Source organism: Sphingomonas sp. Leaf4, assembly GCF_920939515.1.
Taxonomy (GTDB): domain Bacteria; phylum Pseudomonadota; class Alphaproteobacteria; order Sphingomonadales; family Sphingomonadaceae; genus Sphingomonas.
Map to the genome: position 1 here is coordinate 129,479 of NZ_CAKLBB010000006.1, position 18,530 is coordinate 148,008.

Sequence of the window (18,530 nt, forward strand, 5' to 3'; positions counted from 1 at the left end):
GAAGGCGGCATAGGTATGCGACTTGTGAAAACGATTGTCGGGCAGGGTGGGGGGCGGCGAGCGGGCATAGGTCTGTACTGCGTCACGCGATCGTCATTCCGGCCTTTGCGGGGATGACGATCGTGAATGCGGCAGCCCCAGCTCCGAACGTAAGGACGGACCCCGCCCCAAAACTCCGTCATTCCGGCGAAAGCCGGAATCCACGGATACAAGCCGGCGCGACCCTTGCGATACGTCCCGTGTCCATGGATTCCGGCCTGCGCCGGAATGACGAAGTTTGCGAGGCTACCGCCCGGCAAACCAAAGGCGGCCCGGAACAACGGACCACAGCCCTCCTACAGCACCAACCCGGCAGTCTGGTCGAACCCGGCCATCAGGTTGAAATTCTGCACCGCCGCGCCCGCCGCACCCTTGCCCAGATTGTCGAGCGTCGCGATCAGCCGGGCCTGTCCCGTCTCCATATTGCCGAACACCCGGAGCGACAGCCGGTCGGTGCCGGCATCCGCCTCGATCTCCACCACCGCCTCATCGCCCGGCAATACGCGGACGACCGGCGATTCGCGGTACGCATCCTGCAACGCCTGTTCCATCGCGGTCAGGCTCGGCCGCCGCTGGAACGCGAACAGCGGCAACGGCACCTCGACCACCATGCCGCGATAGGTATCGACCACGGCGGGGGTGAACAGCGGCGGATGGGCGAGCCGCGCATGGCGCTGCATCTCGCCGACATGCTTGTGCGCGAGACCAAGGCCATAGCCCCGGTACGCCGTGTCGGCACCGCCGCCCTCGAACTCGGCGATCATCGCCTTGCCGCCACCCGAATAGCCCGACACCGCGTTGACGCTGACCGGCCAGTCGTGCGGGATCAGCCCGGCGCGCACCAGCGGCCGCACCAGCGCGAGGAAGCCGGTGGGATAACAACCCGGGTTCGACACGCGCATCGCCGTGGCGATGGCGCCGGGCTGCGACGGTTCCAGCTCGGCCATGCCATAGGTCCAGCCATCGGCGGTGCGATGCGCGGTCGATGCGTCGATCACCCGCGTGGTGTCGTTGTCGATCAGCGCCACCGCCTGCCGCGCGGCATCGTCGGGCAGGCACAGGATCACGAAATCGGCGGCGTTCAGCGCGTCGCGCCGCGCCGCCGGGTCTTTCCGCTGCGTATCGTCGAGCGTGATGAACTCGACGCCCGCGCGCCCGGCCAGCCGGTCGGCGATCTCGAGGCCGGTGGTGCCGGCGGCACCATCGATGAACAAACGGGTCATGCGGGGCGTCTCCGGGCAAGAACGGGGCCGAACCGGTCGAGCGCGGCGATCGGCTCGACCGTCACGCTGCCATCGGCATGGATCGCGGTATCGCCGTCGACCAGCATCGCGACATGATCGGCAAAGAACAACAGGTCGCCGCGTCGCAGCGGATCGCCGCCGGCCAAGGCCACGCCGAACTCGGCCGCCTGCAAATCGACGAAGCGGGCAGGGGCCTCGCCGGTGATGCCATGGGCGAGGAATATCAGTCCCGCCGCATCGACCCCGGCACCCGACCGGCCACCCGCCACCACGGCCACGCCGCGCAGCGCCAGCGCTGCCGCCACGGCATCGCCCGACAGGTCGGACAGCGCGCGCAGGTGCTCGGCCGGCACATAGCCGCCATCGACCTCGGCCCAGTCGCCCGTTACCGTCGCGGCAACGCGCGCACCCATCGGCAATGGCATCGGCAGGGGGGTAGCGGTCGAGCGGTCGGCATGCACCACGCTCTCGCGCACCACTACGATATGACTGACGGCATATTCGCCGATCAGCGCGTCGCGCGCGACCAGCCCGACGCTGCCATCGATCGGCGAGCGACCCCAGGCGTGGGTCGAGGTGAATTCGAGAACGTCGAACGGCTCGCCCGGCAGCAGTTGCGAGAGGACAGGGCCGCCCGCGCTCGTCGTCACGTCGGTCATGCGTCCCACGCTGCGCCGTACCGCTACCGCATAATGCGGCGCGAACACGCGGTCGGCGAGACGAATGTCGGCGAGGTCGCGCCGGACCGCCTCGGTCCGTCCGTCGAGCCGAACCGATCGCCCGCGCAGCGCGAAACGGCTACGCGGTGGCGTGTCGCCGATTGAAGTCGCCGACTCCGTCGCCGTCCATGAACTGCCCGAACTCTGCAAGAAAATTGGCCCCTTCGCTCGTCTGCGCGACGAAGATGTTGCGCTTGTCGGCGTCGTCGCGTTGACGGCGCAGATAGCCGAGCGTGCCCAGTCTGTTCAAGGCGCGTGTCACGACGGGCTTCGACACGTTCAAGGCGCGCGCCAGTCCGCGCACGGTATGCGGTCCGGGCTGGAGGTAGACGATCATCATCAACGCCATCTGGCGGTTCGTCAGATCGGGTTCGCCCGACCGGACGTAATCGACGAGCCCGTCCATCCATTTCTTGAGCAACGCAGCTTGGAACATCACTGGAACCTAACGTTCAAAACGACCGTACGGCGGGGTCGGAAACAGGAACGTCGCAGTCGCGCGCTTAGTTTCCCGTTCGATACGATTATGTTACGGATGTACGTTCAGGTGCGCTGCGGATACGGTCGAACCGATGCTGCCGGTCGGCCGGGTTCGCAAAGGCAGGGGGCGTAGACTTCCGCGCCCGAAACCGAGGCTTCGGTTGGACCCGAGCGACCCAGGGCAAACAAAACACTTCCCGGGAATTACCCCGAAAAGTCATCGAGTCGTGTAAATTTCGCACCCCGGGGAAGCCGCCCCGGCGCACCGCCGGCGTGTGATCCATCCGCACAGAACCGTCGCCCCGGCGAAAGCCGAAGCCGCAGGCGACTCTCGTCGCACGCTGTTCTCGGAAGATCCCGGCCGTCGCCGGCACTACGTGAAGGGACCAGCCCCCGGAACCGGCCACCACGCACCGATGTTTACACTATCCGCAAAACCGGCGTGCCCCGAACGGCAAACGGCCGGACTGTCGCCAGCCCGGCCGCCTGCGTGACGATCGCTCGTCAGCCCCCTTGTCAGCCACCGCTTCTACGCCCCTTCCCCCCTTCCAGGGCGGAGCCGGTTGGCCTCCCCGAACCGTGGCCTGTTGTGCCTGCGTTTCGTGAGGTCTTCGATACGTGTCCGAACTGTTGCTGTCACCAGCCCAGCGACCCTGTGCTTACGCTTTCCTTCACCATGTGTTCATTGTGCAACAGCCGCCCTTGCGGGGGGGGCGGGGCGTACCTACAGCGACAGGCGAACCGTATTTGTCAGGACCAGAACCACCCCCATGCTGCTGTCGCGCTACGAGCGGATGATCGCCCGCCGCTATCTGCTGCCCGGTCGGGGGGAGGCGTTCATCGCGCTCGTCGCCTCGATCAGCCTCGTCGCGGTGATGCTCGGCGTCGCCGCGCTCGTCATCGTCATGAGCGTCATGAACGGCTTCCGCGCCGAACTGTTCGACAAGATCGTCGGGCTGAACGGCCATGCCATCATCCAGGGTTACAACAACCAGTTGCCCGACTGGAAACGCATCGCCGCCGAGGCGCGCCGGACGCCCGGCGTCACCAGCGCGACCCCGCTGATCGAACAGCCGCTGTTCGCGACCTACAACGGCCGGTCCGAATTCATCCTGACCCGCGGCATGCGCGTCGAGGATATTCGCTCGACCCCGACGATCCGCGACAATGTGAAGCTGGGCTCGCTCGGTCCGGTGACGGCGGGCAGCGGCAACGTCGTCATCGGTTCGCGGCTGGCGCAGGCACTGGGCGTGACGGTCGGCAGCGAGATGACGATCATCAGCCCGCAGGGACCGACGACGCCGTTCGGCACGATGATCCGCCAGGTGCCCTACCGCGTGGCGGCGATCGTCGAGGTCGGCGTGTATGATTACGACAAGGCGTTCGTCATCATGCCGATCGAGGATGCGCAGCAACTGCTCCTCACCGGCGACTCGGTCGGCATGATCGAGATCGAGACGAACGACCCCGACGACATCGACCGCATCATGGCGCCCTTACGCGAAAAATTCGTGGCGCAGGCGCAGGTGTCCGACTGGCGGCAGCTCAATTCGGAACTGTTCCAGGCGCTGTCGGTCGACCGGATCGTGACCTTTACCGTATTGTCGATCATCATTTTGATCGCGGTGTTCAACATCCTGTCGTCGCTCATCATGCTGGTGCGTGCCAAGACGCGCGACATCGCGATCCTGCGCACCATGGGCGCGACGCGCGGCGCGCTGCTGCGCATTTTCATGACGGTGGGCACCGCCATCGGCGCGCTGGGCGTCGGGGCGGGGCTGGTACTGGGCTTCGTGTTCCTTGCCTTCCGCCAGCAGGTGGTCGCCGGGATCGGCAAGGTGACGGGGATCGAGATCTGGGACCCGACGATGCGCTATCTGACCGAACTGCCGTCGAAGGTCGATCCGGTCGAGATCGTCGGCATCGCGCTCACCGCGCTGCTCTTTTCGTTCCTCGCCACGCTGTATCCGGCGTTCAAGGCGGCCAATACCGATCCCGTCCAGGTGCTGCGCTATGACTGAAGCCGTTCTCGAAACCCGCGACCTCCGTCGCAGCTTCACGCAAGGGGAAGCGACGATCGACGTCCTGCGCGGTGTGAACCTGCGCGTCGCGCCGGGCGAGATCGTGGCACTCCTTGGTCCCTCGGGCTCGGGCAAGTCGACGTTGCTGCAAGCGGTCGGCCTCTTGGAAGGTGGCTTCAAGGGCGAGATACTGGTGTGCGGCCAGCAGGTCGCCCGCGCCAGCGCCAACGGCCGGACCGAGGTCCGCCGCGACCGGATGGGCTTCATCTATCAGTTCCACCACCTGCTGCCCGATTTCAACGCGCTGGAAAACGTCGTCCTGCCGCAGTTGGTGCGCGGCAGCCACCGCAAGGAGGCCGACGCCCGCGCCACCGAACTCCTGACCGCGCTGGGCCTCGGCAATCGCCTGACCCACCGCCCCAGCCAGTTGTCGGGCGGCGAGCAGCAGCGCGTGGCGGTCGCCCGCGCGCTTGCCAATCGCCCAGCGCTGGTGCTGGCCGACGAACCGACTGGCAATCTCGACGAGGCGACCGCCGATGTCGTGTTCGCCGAGTTCCTCCGGCTGGTGCGCGGGCAGGGGTCGGCAGCGCTGGTCGCGACGCATAACGAACGCCTCGCTGCGCGGATGGACCGGGTGGTGCGACTGCACGACGGGGTACTGGCATGACCGATCTCCACGCGCTGCCGGTCACGGCCGCCGACGGGACCACGACCACGCTGGCGGCCTATCGCGGGCAGGTGCTGCTGGTGGTCAACGTGGCCTCCAAATGCGGCTTCACCCCGCAATATACCGCGCTGGAGGCGCTGCACCGCCGTTATGGCCCCCAAGGCTTCGCGGTACTCGGCTTTCCCTGCAACCAGTTCGGCGGGCAGGAACCGGGAGACGCGGCGGAAATCGCCAATTTTTGTTCGCTGACCTACGACGTGAGTTTCCCGCTCTTCGCCAAGGTAGACGTCAACGGCGCGGATGCCGCCCCACTGTTCCGCCACCTCAAGGCGGCGGCGCCCGGCGTACTGGGCAGCGAGGGGATCAAATGGAACTTCACCAAGTTCCTGATCGACCGCACCGGGGAAGGGGTGAAGCGCTATGCCCCCACCACCAAGCCCGAGGAACTGGCGAACGAGATCGAGCGGCTGCTCGGCTGAACCGCCGCCGCCCGGTTGATCGCGGGCGACGTGTCGCCTATGTGCGCCGCTTCACGGCCGTGCGCGGTCGCACCAACTTCGGAAATGTTCCCCGCCCATGTTCACCTTCCTGCTTGTCGTCCATGCGATCATCGCCGCGTTGCTCGTGACGGTGATCCTCATGCAGAAGTCGGAAGGCGGCGGGCTGACCACGGGCGGCAGCCCTTCGGGGCTGATGTCGGCGCGCGGCGCGGCCGATTTCCTGACGCGGGCGACGGCGGTGCTGGCGGGACTGTTCATCACGATGAGCATCGCGCTGGCGGTGATCGCGGCGAATCGCGGCACGGGCACGATCGATACCTCGCTCGCGCGGCCGACGACTCCGCCGCCGGCCGCGACCGGTCCGGTCAATCCGGCCGCCGATCCGGTTGGCAATCTGACCGGGGCCGACAACGGCGCCGTTCCGCTCGTCCGCTAAAACCCTTATCCATCAACCGGTCCGTCGTATTTCGCGGGCGTGGGGGCAACCCCGCGCTTGGCGGCGATGGCGTTCGACGCTAGGCGATTTCTCCCATGGCGCGGTATATCTTCATCACCGGCGGCGTGGTTTCGTCGCTCGGCAAGGGGCTCATGGCGGCCTCTCTCGCAGCACTCTTGCAGGCGCGGGGCTACAAGGTCCGCATCCGCAAGTTCGACCCCTATCTCAACGTCGATCCGGGCACGATGTCGCCCTATCAGCACGGTGAGGTCTATGTGACCGACGACGGGGCCGAAACCGACCTCGACCTCGGCCATTACGAACGCTTCACCGGCGTCGCGGCGCACCAGAGCGACAATGTCACCTCCGGGCGCATCTACCAGACGATCATCCAGCGCGAACGGCGCGGCGATTATCTGGGCGCGACGGTGCAGGTGGTCCCCCACGTCACCGACGCGATCAAGGCGTTCGCGCAGGCCGATACCGTCGATGACGACGGGCAGGACCTCGACTTCGTGCTATGCGAGATCGGCGGGACGGTCGGCGATATCGAATCGCTGCCGTTCATCGAGGCGATCCGCCAGTTGAAGAACGAGCTGGGTCGCGGCCGCTCGATCAGTATCCACGTCACGCTGGTGCCGTACATCGCGGCGGCGGGCGAGCTGAAGACCAAGCCGACGCAGCATTCGGTGCGCGAACTGGCGGCACTGGGCGTGCAGCCTGACGTGCTGGTGTGCCGCTGCGAAAAGCCGCTGCCGGCCAGTGAGCGCGCCAAGATCGCGCTGTTCTGCAACGTGCCCGCCGCCGCCGTAATCCCCGCGCTCGACGCATCGAGCATTTATGCGGTGCCCGAACAATATCATGCCGAGGGCCTCGACGCCGAAGTGCTCCGCGCGTTCGGCATCGAACCGGGCGACGCACCCGATCTGTCGCGCTGGTCCGACATCATGGACCGGTTGCAGAACCCCGAGGGGCAGGTGACGATCGGCGTGGTCGGCAAATATGTCGGCCTGCAGGACGCCTATAAGTCGCTGAACGAGGCGCTGGTCCATGGCGGCATCGCCAACCGGGTGAAGGTCAACATCCGCTGGATCGACGCCGAACTGTTCGAGGGCGACCACGATACCGTCGCCGCCGAACTGGAACCATGCCACGCGATCCTCGTCCCCGGCGCGTTCGGCGAACGCGGTGCCGAGGGCAAGATCGCCAGCGTCCGCTTTGCCCGCGAACGCCGCGTGCCCTATTTCGGCATCTGCTTCGGCATGCAGATGGCGTGTATCGAGGGAGTCCGCGATCTGGGCGGCGTCGCCGACGCATCGTCGACCGAATTTGGTCCGACCGAGCAACCGGTGGTCGGCATGATTACCGAATGGATGACCCCCGAGGGTATCCAGAAGCGCGAATCGGACGGCGATCTGGGCGGTACGATGCGGCTGGGTGCCTATGAAGCGTCGCTCGCCGGCAATTCGGTCGTCGCCTCGATCTATGGCGGCACGACGATCAGCGAACGCCACCGCCATCGCTACGAGGTGAACACGGGATACCGTGAGATGCTCGAACAGGGCGGGCTGGTATTCTCCGGCATGTCGCCCGATGGCATGCTGCCCGAGATCGTCGAGCGCCCCGATCATCCGTGGTTCGTCGGCGTGCAGTTCCACCCGGAGCTGAAGTCGAAGCCGTTCGACCCGCACCCGTTGTTCGCCAGCTTCATCGCAGCGGCGGTGAAGCAGTCGCGGCTGGTCTGACCCGTCCGCCTGTCGGTCCGACGTAGGCGTGGGAAAAGAAGGTTGGTTCACGCGGAGGCGCGGAGGAGACGCGGCTCCCCACTAGTTGCGCGCCGCAGGCGACATCGACCTTGGCGCTGCCGGATACGAGAGCGACGCTGCCGCGTCCGATACACCTCCGCGCCTCCGCGCCTCCGCGTGAACCAACTTTCTTCCTCTATACTACCGCGTAAAACGCGAACGGGCGCCCGGACCATCGTCCGGGCGCCCGCCCACGGCGCGCAAAGGGGGGAAACGCGCCGTAGCGCTTACGCGGCCTGCGCGGTGTCGTTGGCGATCACCGGCGCGGCAGGCGTTTCGTTGCCGATCGCCACGCGGCGCGGCTTCATCGCATCGGGAACTTCGCGACGCAGGTCGATCGTCAGCAGCCCGTCGGCCAGATCGGCCGCCTCCACCACGATGAAATCGGCCAGCTCGAAGCGCCGCTCGAAGCTGCGGTTGGCGATGCCCAGATGCAGCACGGCGCTCTTCTGCGCATCGGTCTGCTCCGCCTTGCGGCCCGACACGACCAGCAGATTCTGCTGCGCGGTGATCTCGACCTCGTCGCGCTTGAAGCCCGCGATCGCCAGCGTGATGCGATAGCGATCCTCGGCGACGCGCTCGAGATTGAACGGCGGATAATTCTCGCCCGCATTGGTGCGGGTGTTGCTTTCCAGCATGTCGAACAGCCGGTCGAAGCCGACGGTCGAACGGCGGTAGGGGGTGAAGTCGAAGCTACGCATGTCAAATCCTCCAATCGAAGCGATGTGAACGTCCTCGGCATCCGTCATCACGCGATACCGGTTCGTGAGCGACCCGTATGGCATCGCTCGATAACCGATATGGTTCGATCACGATCGGCTTCAAGGCATGCGCGTGAACAATTCAACCTTCATGGGGCGCAACTGCTTCTTTCTACCAAATCCCTATGGGTAAAATAGGGTATTGGCATAAGCAGAACCGATCAGGGGGTCTCCATGCGCCGTTTCCGTTCTTTCGCTGTGCTGAGCGCAGCGACCATGTTCACGCCCGCCGCCTTCGCCCAGGCAGGCCCGCCGGGGCAGTTGGCGATGCTCGTGCCGCCCGCCGCACCCGTGACGGCGGCCGCGCCGGCGGACGACCCGGTCGAACCGGTGGTCGACCAGCGCAATTCGGGCGACATCGTCGTCACCGCGCGTCGCCGGGAGGAGAATGTGCAGGACGTGCCAGTCGCGCTGTCGGTCATCGGCGGCGCGCAACTGGAAGCGCAGGGGACCTACAACCTCAACCGGCTGACGCAGTTGCAGCCGACGCTCCAGTTCTTTTCCACCAATCCGCGCAACACCTTCATCAATATCCGCGGCATCGGCGCGCCGTTCGGCCTGACCAACGACGGGTTCGAACAGGGCGTCGGCATCTATATCGATCAGGTCTATTACAACCGTATCGCCGCCGCGACGCTCGACTTCGTCGATGTCGAACGGATCGAGGTGCTGCGCGGGCCGCAGGGCACGCTCTACGGCAAGAACACCACGGCGGGGGCGATCAACGTGACCACCCGCGCGCCGAGCTTCGCGTTCGAGGGACGCGCCGAAGTGTCGGTCGGCGATTATAATTTCAAGCAGGCCAAGGTTTCAGTGTCCGGTCCATTGGCCGACAATCTGGCGACGCGGATCAGCGTGTCGAGCACTGACCGGCGCGGCACGATCTATAACGTCGCCACCGGCCAGTGGATCAATTCGCAGGACAATCTCGGCGTGCGCGGCGCGCTGTTGTGGAAGCCGACCGACAGCCTGAACGTCACACTGGCCGGCGACTTCAACGTGCAGGACCCGATCTGCTGCGGGCAGATCTATGCCCGCGTCGGCACGACGCAGCGCGCCGCCAACCGGCAATATGCCGCGCTGACCGCGCTGTTCCCCGGCTACCGCGTGCCCAGCACCGATCCGTTCGACCGGGTGACCGATCTCGACGCGCAACTGCGCGCGCGCAACGAGATGGGCGGCGCATCGCTGCGGGCCGAATGGGATGTCGGTTCGGGCACCGTCACCTCAGTCACGGCATGGCGCTATTGGGACTGGCAGCCGGCCAACGACCGCGATTTCACCGGGTTGCCGGTCTATCTGCGGGTCAACAACCCGACCAAGCAGGACCAGTACACCCAGGAACTGCGCTATGCGCATGAGGGGACCGGTTACGACTTCGTCGTCGGCGCGTTCGGCTTCTATCAGAAGATTCACACCACCGGCGTGCAGGAAACCGGCACGGCGGCCAGCGCGTGGCTGCTCAACCCGACCAGCGCCTTGTCGCGCAACCCGGCGGTACTGAACCGGGTCATCGCCGAGAACGACATCCGCCTCGACAATCTGAGCGTCGCGGCGTTCGGCAAGCTCAACTGGCACGCGACCGATGCGCTGACGATCTCGCCGGGCGTCCGCGTCAATTACGATCGCAAGAACGGCCTCTACAATTCGGTCGTTACCGGCACCGCGTCGGACGGCACGCGACAGGTGGTCAGCAGCACGCCGGGCAGCCCCTATTACAACGACCCGTGGACGGCGGCGCAGCGCGGGGTGCAGGCGTCGCAGTTCTTCGAGCCGAAGTTCAGCGCGTGGAACCTCTCCTACGACCTGAACCTCGCCTATGAGGTCACGCCCGACGTGCTGACCTATGCGACCTATGCGCGGTCGTTCAAGACCGGCGGCATCAACCTGAACGGCGTGCCCAGCCGTGCCGATGGCACCCCCGCGCTCGACGTGGCGCAGATCGATCCCGAAAAGGTCGACCATCTCGAACTGGGGCTGAAGACCCAGTTCTGGGATCGGCGGATCACCTTCAACGTCGCCGGCTTCTGGACGATCATCAAGGATTTCCAGGCGAGCGTCATCAGCAACGTCAGCGGCAGCAATGTGCTGCGCGGCTATCTCGCCAATGCCGACCGGGTGCGCTCGCGCGGCGTCGAGGCGGATTTCTCGATCCGGCCGTCCGATCGCCTGAGCGCCTATGCGAGCGGTGCGTTCACCGATGCGAAGTTCGTCCGCTTCCTCGATGCACCATGCCCGCCCGAACTGGCGGGCGGCGGCACCGGCCTGCCGGTCGGGGCAGCAGCGACGCCGGGGGCGAACAGCCCGGCCAACTGCAACGTCTCGGGCCAGTGGCTGCCGGGCATCTCGAAATGGGCATTTTCGTGGGGGACCGAATATGCGCTTCCCGCCAAGCTGCTCGATCGCGATGGCAAATTCTATGTCGGCTATGACGCCAATTATCGCTCGAAATTCTCGTCCAACGCCTCGCGGTCCGCGTACACCGACATCGACGGCTATTCGATCCACAATTTCCGGGCGGGCTATCGTACCGGGGAGTTCGATATTTTCGGCTGGGTGCGCAATGCGTTCGACCAGGATTACTTCGAATCGCTCGCCGTCACGCCGGGCAATACCGGGCTGATCTCGGCGCAACTGGGCGATCCCCGGACGTGGGGCGGTACGGTCAAGCTGTCGTTCTGATGCGGGAATGGGTCGGTGTCCCGCACCGGCCCATTCGCGGCTTAGACTTCCTTGCGGTCGGACAGCGCGCTGATGATCGCGATGACACCGCCGAACAGGAAGCTAGCACCGAGGATATAGCCCGGCAGGGTCAGCGCGGACCATGGCACCGTCGTATAGAGTGCGATCGCCAGCAGGACGTTCAGCGCGCCGAGAACCAGCATCGGCCAGCGCAGTCGCCGGAAGCGGAAAGCGACGATCAATTCCATGACGCCGCGTACGCCGAGCCACAGGATGACCATCAGCGTCAGCGACAATGCTCCGCCGACCGGCATGAGGATCATATACCCGCCGGCGAGCACCGAGAGCGCCCCGAACAGGATCGAATAGGCGCGGTGCCCCCGGCGGTTGCGAAACCCCGCCACCAGCGAGGCGATGCCGCCCGCCAGAAAGAAGAAGCCGACGACCAGCGTCGCCGCCAGCGTGGCGGGAAAGGGCGCGGCAAAGGCGAGGATGCCGACCAGCACCGATACGATGCCATAGGCAAGGGTCCAACCCCATCCGGTCGGGGCGATACGGGTATCGCGGGCGAAATCGGTCATGCTTGTCCTCCTGTTCCGGCCCGAACGGGCGCGGCGGACGGCGGTTCCGTCGCACCCGCACTGGTCGAATCAGGATGCTGGGAGTAGGTATGCGGCATGTCGCATTCCGGGTTCGTGCCGCTCCGCATCTTTTCGTCCTACACCATGCTGGAAGGCGCGATCGATCCGAAGGCGATCGCCAAGACCGCGCGCAAGCTGAATTTTCCCGCCGCCGGGCTGACCGATCGCAACGGCCTGTATGCCGCGATGGCCTTTTCGGACGGGTGCAAGGATGCGGGCGTGCAGCCGGTAGTCGGCACGCTGCTGGCGGTCGCGCGACCCGATCACCCGGGCGATGTCCAGATCGACTGGCTGGCGCTCTATGCGCAGGATAGCCGCGGCTATGACAATCTGTGCGCACTGGTGTCGATGGCGCACCTCGACCGGCCGGTTGAAATCCCGGCGCATGTCCCGCTCGACGCACTGGTCGGACGCAGCGACGGGCTGATCGCGCTGACCGGGGCGGGCGACGGCGCGCTCACCCGGCTGTTGGGGGAGGGGCAGGCCAAGGCGGCGCATGCCTATGCCGACCGGTTGCAGGCGCTGTTCGGCGACCGGCTCTATGTCGAGCTGGCCCGGCGTGGCGAGGTGGTGGAGGAACGTGCCGAGGCGGCGCTGATCGACCTCGCCTATGCCCGCGACCTGCCGCTGGTCGCGACCAATCCGTGCTGTTTCGCCGAACCCGATTTTCATGACGCGCACGACGCGATGCTCTGCATCGCCTCGTCGAGCTATGTCGTCAGCGAGGACCGGCAGCGCTCGTCGCCCGAAGCTTGGCTGAAACCCGCGCCGGTGATGCGGACGCTGTTCGCCGACCTACCCGAAGCGCTCGCCAACACATTGGTCGTGGCGCAGCGCTGCGCGGTGGCCGCCCCCAAGCGCAAGCCGATCCTCCCCAGCCTTGCCGGCGACCGCGAGGGCGAGGCGATGAAGCTGCGCGTCGATTCGCACGCCGGGCTTGTCGACCGGCTGCGCAAGATCGTGGCACTCGACGCCGGGCTGGTGCAGGCCGAGGTCGCGGTCGAGGAACCGGCACCATGGGAGGACGCGCCGACCCCGGCCGAGGTCAACGGCACCGTGCCCGAGATTTCCGAAGCCGAGTTGGCAGAGCGCTTCCCCGATTATTTCGCCCGGCTCGACTTCGAACTCGACGTCATCTGCCAGATGGGGTTTCCCGGCTACTTCCTGATCGTCGCCGACTTCATCAAATGGGCCAAGGATCACGACATTCCGGTCGGGCCGGGCCGTGGTTCGGGTGCAGGTTCGGCGGTCGCGTGGGCGCTGACCATCACCGATCTCGATCCGATCAAGCTGGGCCTGCTGTTCGAGCGCTTCCTGAACCCCGAGCGCGTGTCGATGCCCGACTTCGACATCGATTTCTGCGAAACGCGGCGGGGCGAGGTCATCCGCTACGTCCAGCACAAATATGGCCGCGATCAGGTGGCGCAGATCATCACCTTCGGGAAGCTGAAGGCGCGCGCGGTGCTGAAGGACACCGGCCGCGTGCTCCAGATGAGCTATGGTCAGGTCGATCGTCTCGCCAAGCTGGTGCCCAACCACCCGACCGATCCGTGGACGCTGACCCGCGCGCTGAACGGCGTGTCGGAACTGCACCAGCAATATACCCGCGAGGACGACGTCCGCCGGCTGCTCGATCTGGCGATGAAGCTGGAGGGGTTGCCGCGCCACTCCTCGACCCACGCCGCCGGCGTGGTGATCGGCGACCGGCCGCTGAGCGAACTGGTGCCGCTCTACCGCGATCCCCGCTCCGACATGCCCGTTACCCAGTTCGACATGAAATATGTCGAGGGTGCCGGGCTGGTGAAGTTCGACTTCCTCGGCCTGAAAACGCTGTCGGTGCTGAAATTCGCGGTCGAGCTGCTGGCGCGGCGTGGGGTCGTGGTCGATCTCGACAGCCTCGGCTGGGACGACGAGGCGACCTATGACCTGCTCAAGCGTGGCGATACCGTCGGCGTGTTCCAGTTGGAATCGGAGGGCATGCGCCGCACGCTGACGGCGGTGCGGCCGACCAACTTCGGCGACATCATCGCGCTCGTCTCGCTCTATCGCCCCGGACCGATGGACAACATCCCGATGTTCGGCGCGCGCAAGGCCGGGCGCGAGCCGATCGTCTATCCGCACGACGCGCTCGAACCGATATTGAACGAGACCTACGGCATCTTCGTCTATCAGGAACAGGTGATGCAGGCGGCGCAGATCCTCGCCGGCTACAGCCTCGGCGGCGCGGACATGCTGCGCCGCGCGATGGGCAAGAAGGTGCAGGCGGAGATGGACGCGCAGCGCTCGATCTTCGTCGAGGGCTGCGCCAAGGTGAACGGCATCAAGGAGGCGAAGGCCAACGAACTGTTCGACCTGATCGACAAGTTCGCCGGATACGGATTCAACAAGAGCCACGCCGCCGCCTATGCGCTGCTCGCCTATCAGACCGCGTGGTTGAAGGCGCATCATCCGCATGAATTCTTCGCCGCGTCGATGGCGTTCGACTATGCGCAGACCGACAAGCTGGCGATCTTCGTCGACGACATGAAGCGGCTGCGCATCGACTGCCTGCCGCCGTGTGTGAATGCGAGCGATGCGACCTTCGGCGTCGAGCCGGTCGGGGACGGGCTGGCGGTGCGCTATGCCCTGTCGGCGCTGAAAGGCGTGGGCGAGCGCGCGATGGAGTTGATGGTGGTCGAACGTGCCGCCAACGGACCGTACCAGTCGCTCGACGATTTCGCCGCGCGGGTCGATCCCAAGCTGCTCAACAAGCGCCAGATCGAGACGTTGGCGGCGGCCGGGGCATTCGACTGCATGCACGCCGACCGGGCTGGCGTCCATGCGCTGGCCGATACGCTGATGGCGACGGCCCAGCGGACCGAGGCCAATCGGACGAGCGGGCAGGGCGGCCTGTTCGGCGAAGCGACCGGTGCCGCCGAAGCGGCGATCCGCCTGCCGGATGTCCACTGGTCGCTGACCGAGGCGATCGCGGCGGAAAAGGATGCGTTCGGCTTTTACTTCTCGGCGCATCCGCTCGACCGCTATGCCCATCTGGCGAGTGCGCATGGCGCGCGGCAGATCGCCGATCTGGCGTCGACCGCCGTTCCCGAAGGCGGCCGGGTCGGCGCGACCGTCGCCGCGCTGGTCGAGGATGCGCGCTGGCGGACCTCGGCACGGGGCAAGCGCTATATGATGGCGACGCTGTCCGATGCGTCGGGGCAGGTGCCTGTCACCTGTTTCGACGAAGGCCCGGCCAACGACCTCGAAGCAGCGGGCAAGATCGGTGGATGCGGACTGTTCACGCTCGAACTCGACCGCCGGGCGGGCGACGAGAGCGCGCGGGCGACGGTCAAGGCGATCAAGCCGTTCGACACGATCGCGAAGGACGTGCGGCTGCGGCTCGACCTGACCGTCGACGATGCGGTCGCGTTTCCGGCCCTTGCGGCGCTGGTCGATGGCGAACGCGGCGGGCGCGGCGAAATCTGGGTACAGGCGCCGGCGGACGGTGGAATCGAAGCCTGGGTATGCCTCGGCCGGACCTATCGTATCGATGGCGAGCTTGCCGAACGCGCGCGCAGGTTGCAGGGTGTGACCCATGCGGCGTTCGATACGGTGAAGGCACCGCTCGCCGCCGTGGGTTGAGCGCGCCGTCCCCCGCGCTCATCGGCTAAGGAGAGCGTGATGCTGGGCGGGATGCAGGACTTCGAGCTTCGGGTGCCGCGACTGCTCGACCATGCCGAGCGCGAGCATGGCGGCCGCGAGATCGTCACCCGCTGGGCCGATGGCAGCGAAAGCCGGACCGACTGGGCCGGGATCGCCCGCGACGCGCGGCGGCTGGCGCAGGCGCTGGCGGCGATGGGAATCCGCCCCGGCGACCGGGTGGCGACGCTGGCGATGAACCATGCCCATCATCTGGTCGCATGGTACGGCGTGATCGGGATGGGCGGGCTGATCCATACCATCAATCCGCGGCTGTTCGACGACCAACTGGCCTATATCGCGACCCATGCCGGCGACCGGGTGCTGCTCCATGACCGTGCCTTCGCTCCCATTGTCGAGCGGATGCGGTCGCGCTGGCCGACCATCGAGCGCTATGTCGTGATGGACGGCGACGGCCCCGACAGCCTGCGCGCGCTGATCGAGGCGCAGGACGGCGATTATGCGTGGGTCGAGGGGAGCGAGCGCGAGCCGTGCATGGTCTGCTACACCAGCGGCACGACCGGCGATCCCAAGGGCGTGGTCTATTCGCATCGCTCCAATGTGCTGCATGCCATCGCCGAGCTGCAACCGGCCGAGTTCGATCTGTCGAGCCGCTCGGTCTGCCTGCCGGTGGTGCCGATGTTCCATGCGGTCGGCTGGGGTCTGCCGTTCGCCGCCCCTGCCGTGGGGGCGAAGCTGGTATTGTCGGCGGTGAACGATGCGGGGGTGCTGTGCGAGTTGATGAACCGCGAGCGCGTGACCCATTCGGCAGGCGTGCCGACGGTGTGGTTCGCGATGTTCGAGCATATCGACCGCACCGGCACCCGGCCCGAACATCTGAAGATCGTCACCATCGGCGGATCGGCCGCGCCGCGCGCGATGATCGAGCGGATCATGGGCATGGGCGTGCGGGTCAACCATGCGTGGGGCATGACCGAGACGTCGCCGATCGGCACGATGGGTGCGCCCAGTCTCGATTGGGATGACCTGAGCTTCGAGGCGCGGGTCGATCAGGTCTGTCGACAGGGCAAGGTGCCGTTCGGCGTCGAGCTGCGCACCGTCGACGACGCCGACCGGCTGCTGCCGCGCGATGGGGTAACGTCGGGCCGGTTGCAGGTACGCGGACCATGGGTCATCAAACGCTACTTCCTCGACGAAAGCGGCGATGCGCTGACCGCCGATGGCTGGTTCGATACCGGCGATGTCGCGGTGATGCACCCCGACGGCACGATGCAGATCACCGATCGCGACAAGGACGTCATCAAGTCCGGCGGCGAATGGATCAGTTCGGTCGAGCTGGAGAATGCGGCGGTCGGTTGTGCCGGCGTCGCCGAGGCGGCGGCGATCGGCGTGCCGCACCCGCGCTGGGACGAACGGCCGATCCTGCTGGTCGTGCGGCAGGCGGGGAGCGCGGTGGACGAGGCGACCATCCACGCCCATCTGGCCGGGCGGGTGGCGAAATGGTGGCTGCCCGATGCGATCCTGTTCGTCGAGCAGCTACCGCACAGCGCCACCGGCAAGCTGCGCAAGAGCGAACTCCGCGCGCAATATCGTGACTATCCGATTTAAAGCACGCGATCGTCGAACAGGCCGGTCATGACGGTGGAGGCATAGAGCCGCACCGCGCGGTCGCGTTCCATCGTCGCGGCCCAGTTGCGCATGTCGAACGCCGCGTTCTGGAGCGCCATCAGCGCCTGTGCCGCGATCAGCGGGTCGACCGCGCGGACCGATCCTTCGGCGATGCCGTCGCTGATCGTGCCGGCGAAGCGGCGGGCGATGCGGTTCGACCGGTCGACCATCGCCTGCCGCACGCCGAGCGGCAGGCCCGAGAGCGCGGTGGTGCGCAGCAACGGGCCCTGTTCGGCGAACTGCGCATCGACCAGCAGCGCGATCGCGCTCGACAGGCGTTGCCAGTGGCTGCCCCCGGCACGATCGGCGGCGCGTTGCGCTTCGCCGATCGTGTCGAAGCTGCGGCGATAGCAGGCGGTGACGAGATCGTCCTTGGCATCAAGATGATGGTAGAACGAGCCCTTGGTCACGTTCAGCTCGGATGCGATCCGCTGGACCGAGGCCCCGCGATAGCCCAGCTCGTTGATGAGCCGGGTGGCCGCGCGCAGAAAGGCGTCGCGGCCGGGTTCCTCGCTGGCAGGGGCGAGGGCGAGCGGGGCCGGGCTCCAGTGCTGGCCGGGCGCGGCGAGGCCATGGGCGAACACATCCATCAGCCGCGCCTCGACCCGGTCGTACTGGTCGGGTTCGTAGCGATCGAGCCATACCGTCAGCCAGAAGCTGTTTTCGAGCAGGACATGGGCGCGCGCGCTGTTCAGGTCCTTGTGCGCGCGGTCGCTGTCGGGGCCCCAGAGCGTGCGGGTCTTGCGGAACACGTCGCGCCAGCCGGCGAGCAGCCGCGCCTTGAACGGATCGTCCATCGCGCGCAGATCGGCGAGGACGGCGGTCGGGCGTTCCTCGCCCGCTTCGATCCGGCGCTGGCGTTCGAAATGGATGGCGAGGAAGCGGGCGACGCGCGCCTGCGGGGTAGGCTCGGTCAGCGATTCGTCGAGCGTCGCCTGCAACCAGCCGAGCGTATGATCGAACGCGGCGGCGGCAAGGTCTTCCTTGCGCTTGAAATAATAGGTGACGCTGGTGGTGTTCAGCCCCACCCGGCGTGCCACGTCGGCGAAGGTCATACCCTTGGCGCTGGCTTCGTTGATCGCTTCTGCTGCTGCGGCGAGGATGGCGTCGCGCTTGGCGCGGTAGCGTTTGGTGGCCACGGGGCTGGTCGTCATGGTCGCGATCCTAGCAGATCGGGTGTGCGCCCCAACCCCCTTTTTCCGGCAATGGATGTTCATTACCGAAATCA

The 18,530-nt window shown here is 66.5% G+C and carries 14 protein-coding genes; 8 read left to right on the top strand and 6 right to left on the bottom strand.

Going from position 1 to position 18,530, the window contains the following annotated elements; genetic code table 11:
• Positions 1-335: 335 nt before the first annotated feature.
• The 3 genes from argC to LRA89_RS10465 are packed head-to-tail and all read right to left on the bottom strand — an operon-like array spanning position 336 to position 2,408.
• Positions 336-1,262 (bottom strand): N-acetyl-gamma-glutamyl-phosphate reductase, encoded by a 927-nt coding sequence (gene argC / locus LRA89_RS10455; protein ID WP_055759950.1) that lies wholly within the window; start codon positions 1,260-1,262, stop codon positions 336-338.
• Positions 1,259-2,152, bottom strand: coding sequence for an NlpC/P60 family protein (locus LRA89_RS10460; protein WP_230770096.1), 894 nt, complete (start codon positions 2,150-2,152; stop codon positions 1,259-1,261). The genes argC and LRA89_RS10460 overlap by 4 nt, the downstream gene beginning before the upstream one ends.
• Positions 2,082-2,408 (bottom strand): MarR family transcriptional regulator, encoded by a 327-nt coding sequence (locus LRA89_RS10465; protein WP_055760554.1) that lies wholly within the window; start codon positions 2,406-2,408, stop codon positions 2,082-2,084. Before LRA89_RS10465 ends, LRA89_RS10460 begins: the two co-directional genes overlap by 71 nt.
• An 844-nt stretch (positions 2,409-3,252) precedes the next feature.
• On the opposite strand from LRA89_RS10465, the gene LRA89_RS10470 reads away from it, so the two are divergent.
• From LRA89_RS10470 to LRA89_RS10490, 5 genes are all read left to right on the top strand, one after another.
• The gene (locus LRA89_RS10470; protein ID WP_055759958.1) at positions 3,253-4,503 is read left to right on the top strand and encodes a lipoprotein-releasing ABC transporter permease subunit; all 1,251 of its coding nucleotides are present in this window, start codon (positions 3,253-3,255) and stop codon (positions 4,501-4,503) included.
• On the top strand, positions 4,496-5,170 hold the full coding sequence (locus LRA89_RS10475; RefSeq protein WP_056497774.1) for an ABC transporter ATP-binding protein: 675 nt from the start codon (positions 4,496-4,498) through the stop codon (positions 5,168-5,170). The genes LRA89_RS10470 and LRA89_RS10475 overlap by 8 nt, the downstream gene beginning before the upstream one ends.
• Positions 5,167-5,649: a glutathione peroxidase gene (locus LRA89_RS10480; protein ID WP_230770097.1), complete on the top strand. Its 483-nt coding sequence runs from the start codon at positions 5,167-5,169 to the stop codon at positions 5,647-5,649. Before LRA89_RS10475 ends, LRA89_RS10480 begins: the two co-directional genes overlap by 4 nt.
• A gap of 97 nt (positions 5,650-5,746) precedes the next feature.
• A complete protein-coding gene (gene secG, locus LRA89_RS10485) occupies positions 5,747-6,106 on the top strand; it encodes a preprotein translocase subunit SecG (protein ID WP_055759967.1) in 360 nt (119 codons plus the stop codon).
• A gap of 95 nt (positions 6,107-6,201) precedes the next feature.
• Positions 6,202-7,851: a CTP synthase gene (locus tag LRA89_RS10490; protein ID WP_230770098.1), complete on the top strand. Its 1,650-nt coding sequence runs from the start codon at positions 6,202-6,204 to the stop codon at positions 7,849-7,851.
• A 287-nt stretch (positions 7,852-8,138) separates the two neighbouring features.
• Here LRA89_RS10490 and LRA89_RS10495 read toward each other — a convergent pair whose 3' ends face one another.
• Positions 8,139-8,612, bottom strand: a complete 474-nt coding sequence (locus LRA89_RS10495) for an Hsp20 family protein (protein WP_055760558.1) — start codon at positions 8,610-8,612, stop codon at positions 8,139-8,141.
• Between the two features lie 234 nt (positions 8,613-8,846).
• Here LRA89_RS10495 and LRA89_RS10500 point away from each other — a divergent pair, with 234 nt between their 5' ends.
• Positions 8,847-11,354, top strand: a complete 2,508-nt coding sequence (locus tag LRA89_RS10500) for a TonB-dependent receptor (protein WP_230770099.1) — start codon at positions 8,847-8,849, stop codon at positions 11,352-11,354.
• A 41-nt stretch (positions 11,355-11,395) separates the two neighbouring features.
• On the opposite strand, the gene LRA89_RS10505 is transcribed toward LRA89_RS10500, so the two are convergent.
• On the bottom strand, positions 11,396-11,935 hold the full coding sequence (locus tag LRA89_RS10505) for an HdeD family acid-resistance protein (RefSeq protein ID WP_230770100.1): 540 nt from the start codon (positions 11,933-11,935) through the stop codon (positions 11,396-11,398).
• Positions 11,936-12,031: 96 nt separating this feature from the next.
• On the opposite strand from LRA89_RS10505, the gene dnaE reads away from it, so the two are divergent.
• Both dnaE and LRA89_RS10515 read left to right on the top strand, forming a co-directional pair.
• Positions 12,032-15,616, top strand: coding sequence for a DNA polymerase III subunit alpha (gene dnaE / locus LRA89_RS10510; RefSeq protein WP_230770101.1), 3,585 nt, complete (start codon positions 12,032-12,034; stop codon positions 15,614-15,616).
• Between the two features lie 39 nt (positions 15,617-15,655).
• Entirely contained in the window at positions 15,656-17,242 is a 1,587-nt protein-coding gene (locus tag LRA89_RS10515; protein ID WP_230770102.1) for a long-chain fatty acid--CoA ligase, read from the top strand.
• Here LRA89_RS10515 and LRA89_RS10520 read toward each other — a convergent pair.
• Positions 17,239-18,456, bottom strand: a complete 1,218-nt coding sequence (locus LRA89_RS10520) for a TetR/AcrR family transcriptional regulator (RefSeq protein ID WP_230770103.1) — start codon at positions 18,454-18,456, stop codon at positions 17,239-17,241. The two genes, LRA89_RS10515 and LRA89_RS10520, sit on opposite strands and share 4 nt — an antisense overlap.
• Between the last annotated feature and the right edge of the window lie 74 nt (positions 18,457-18,530).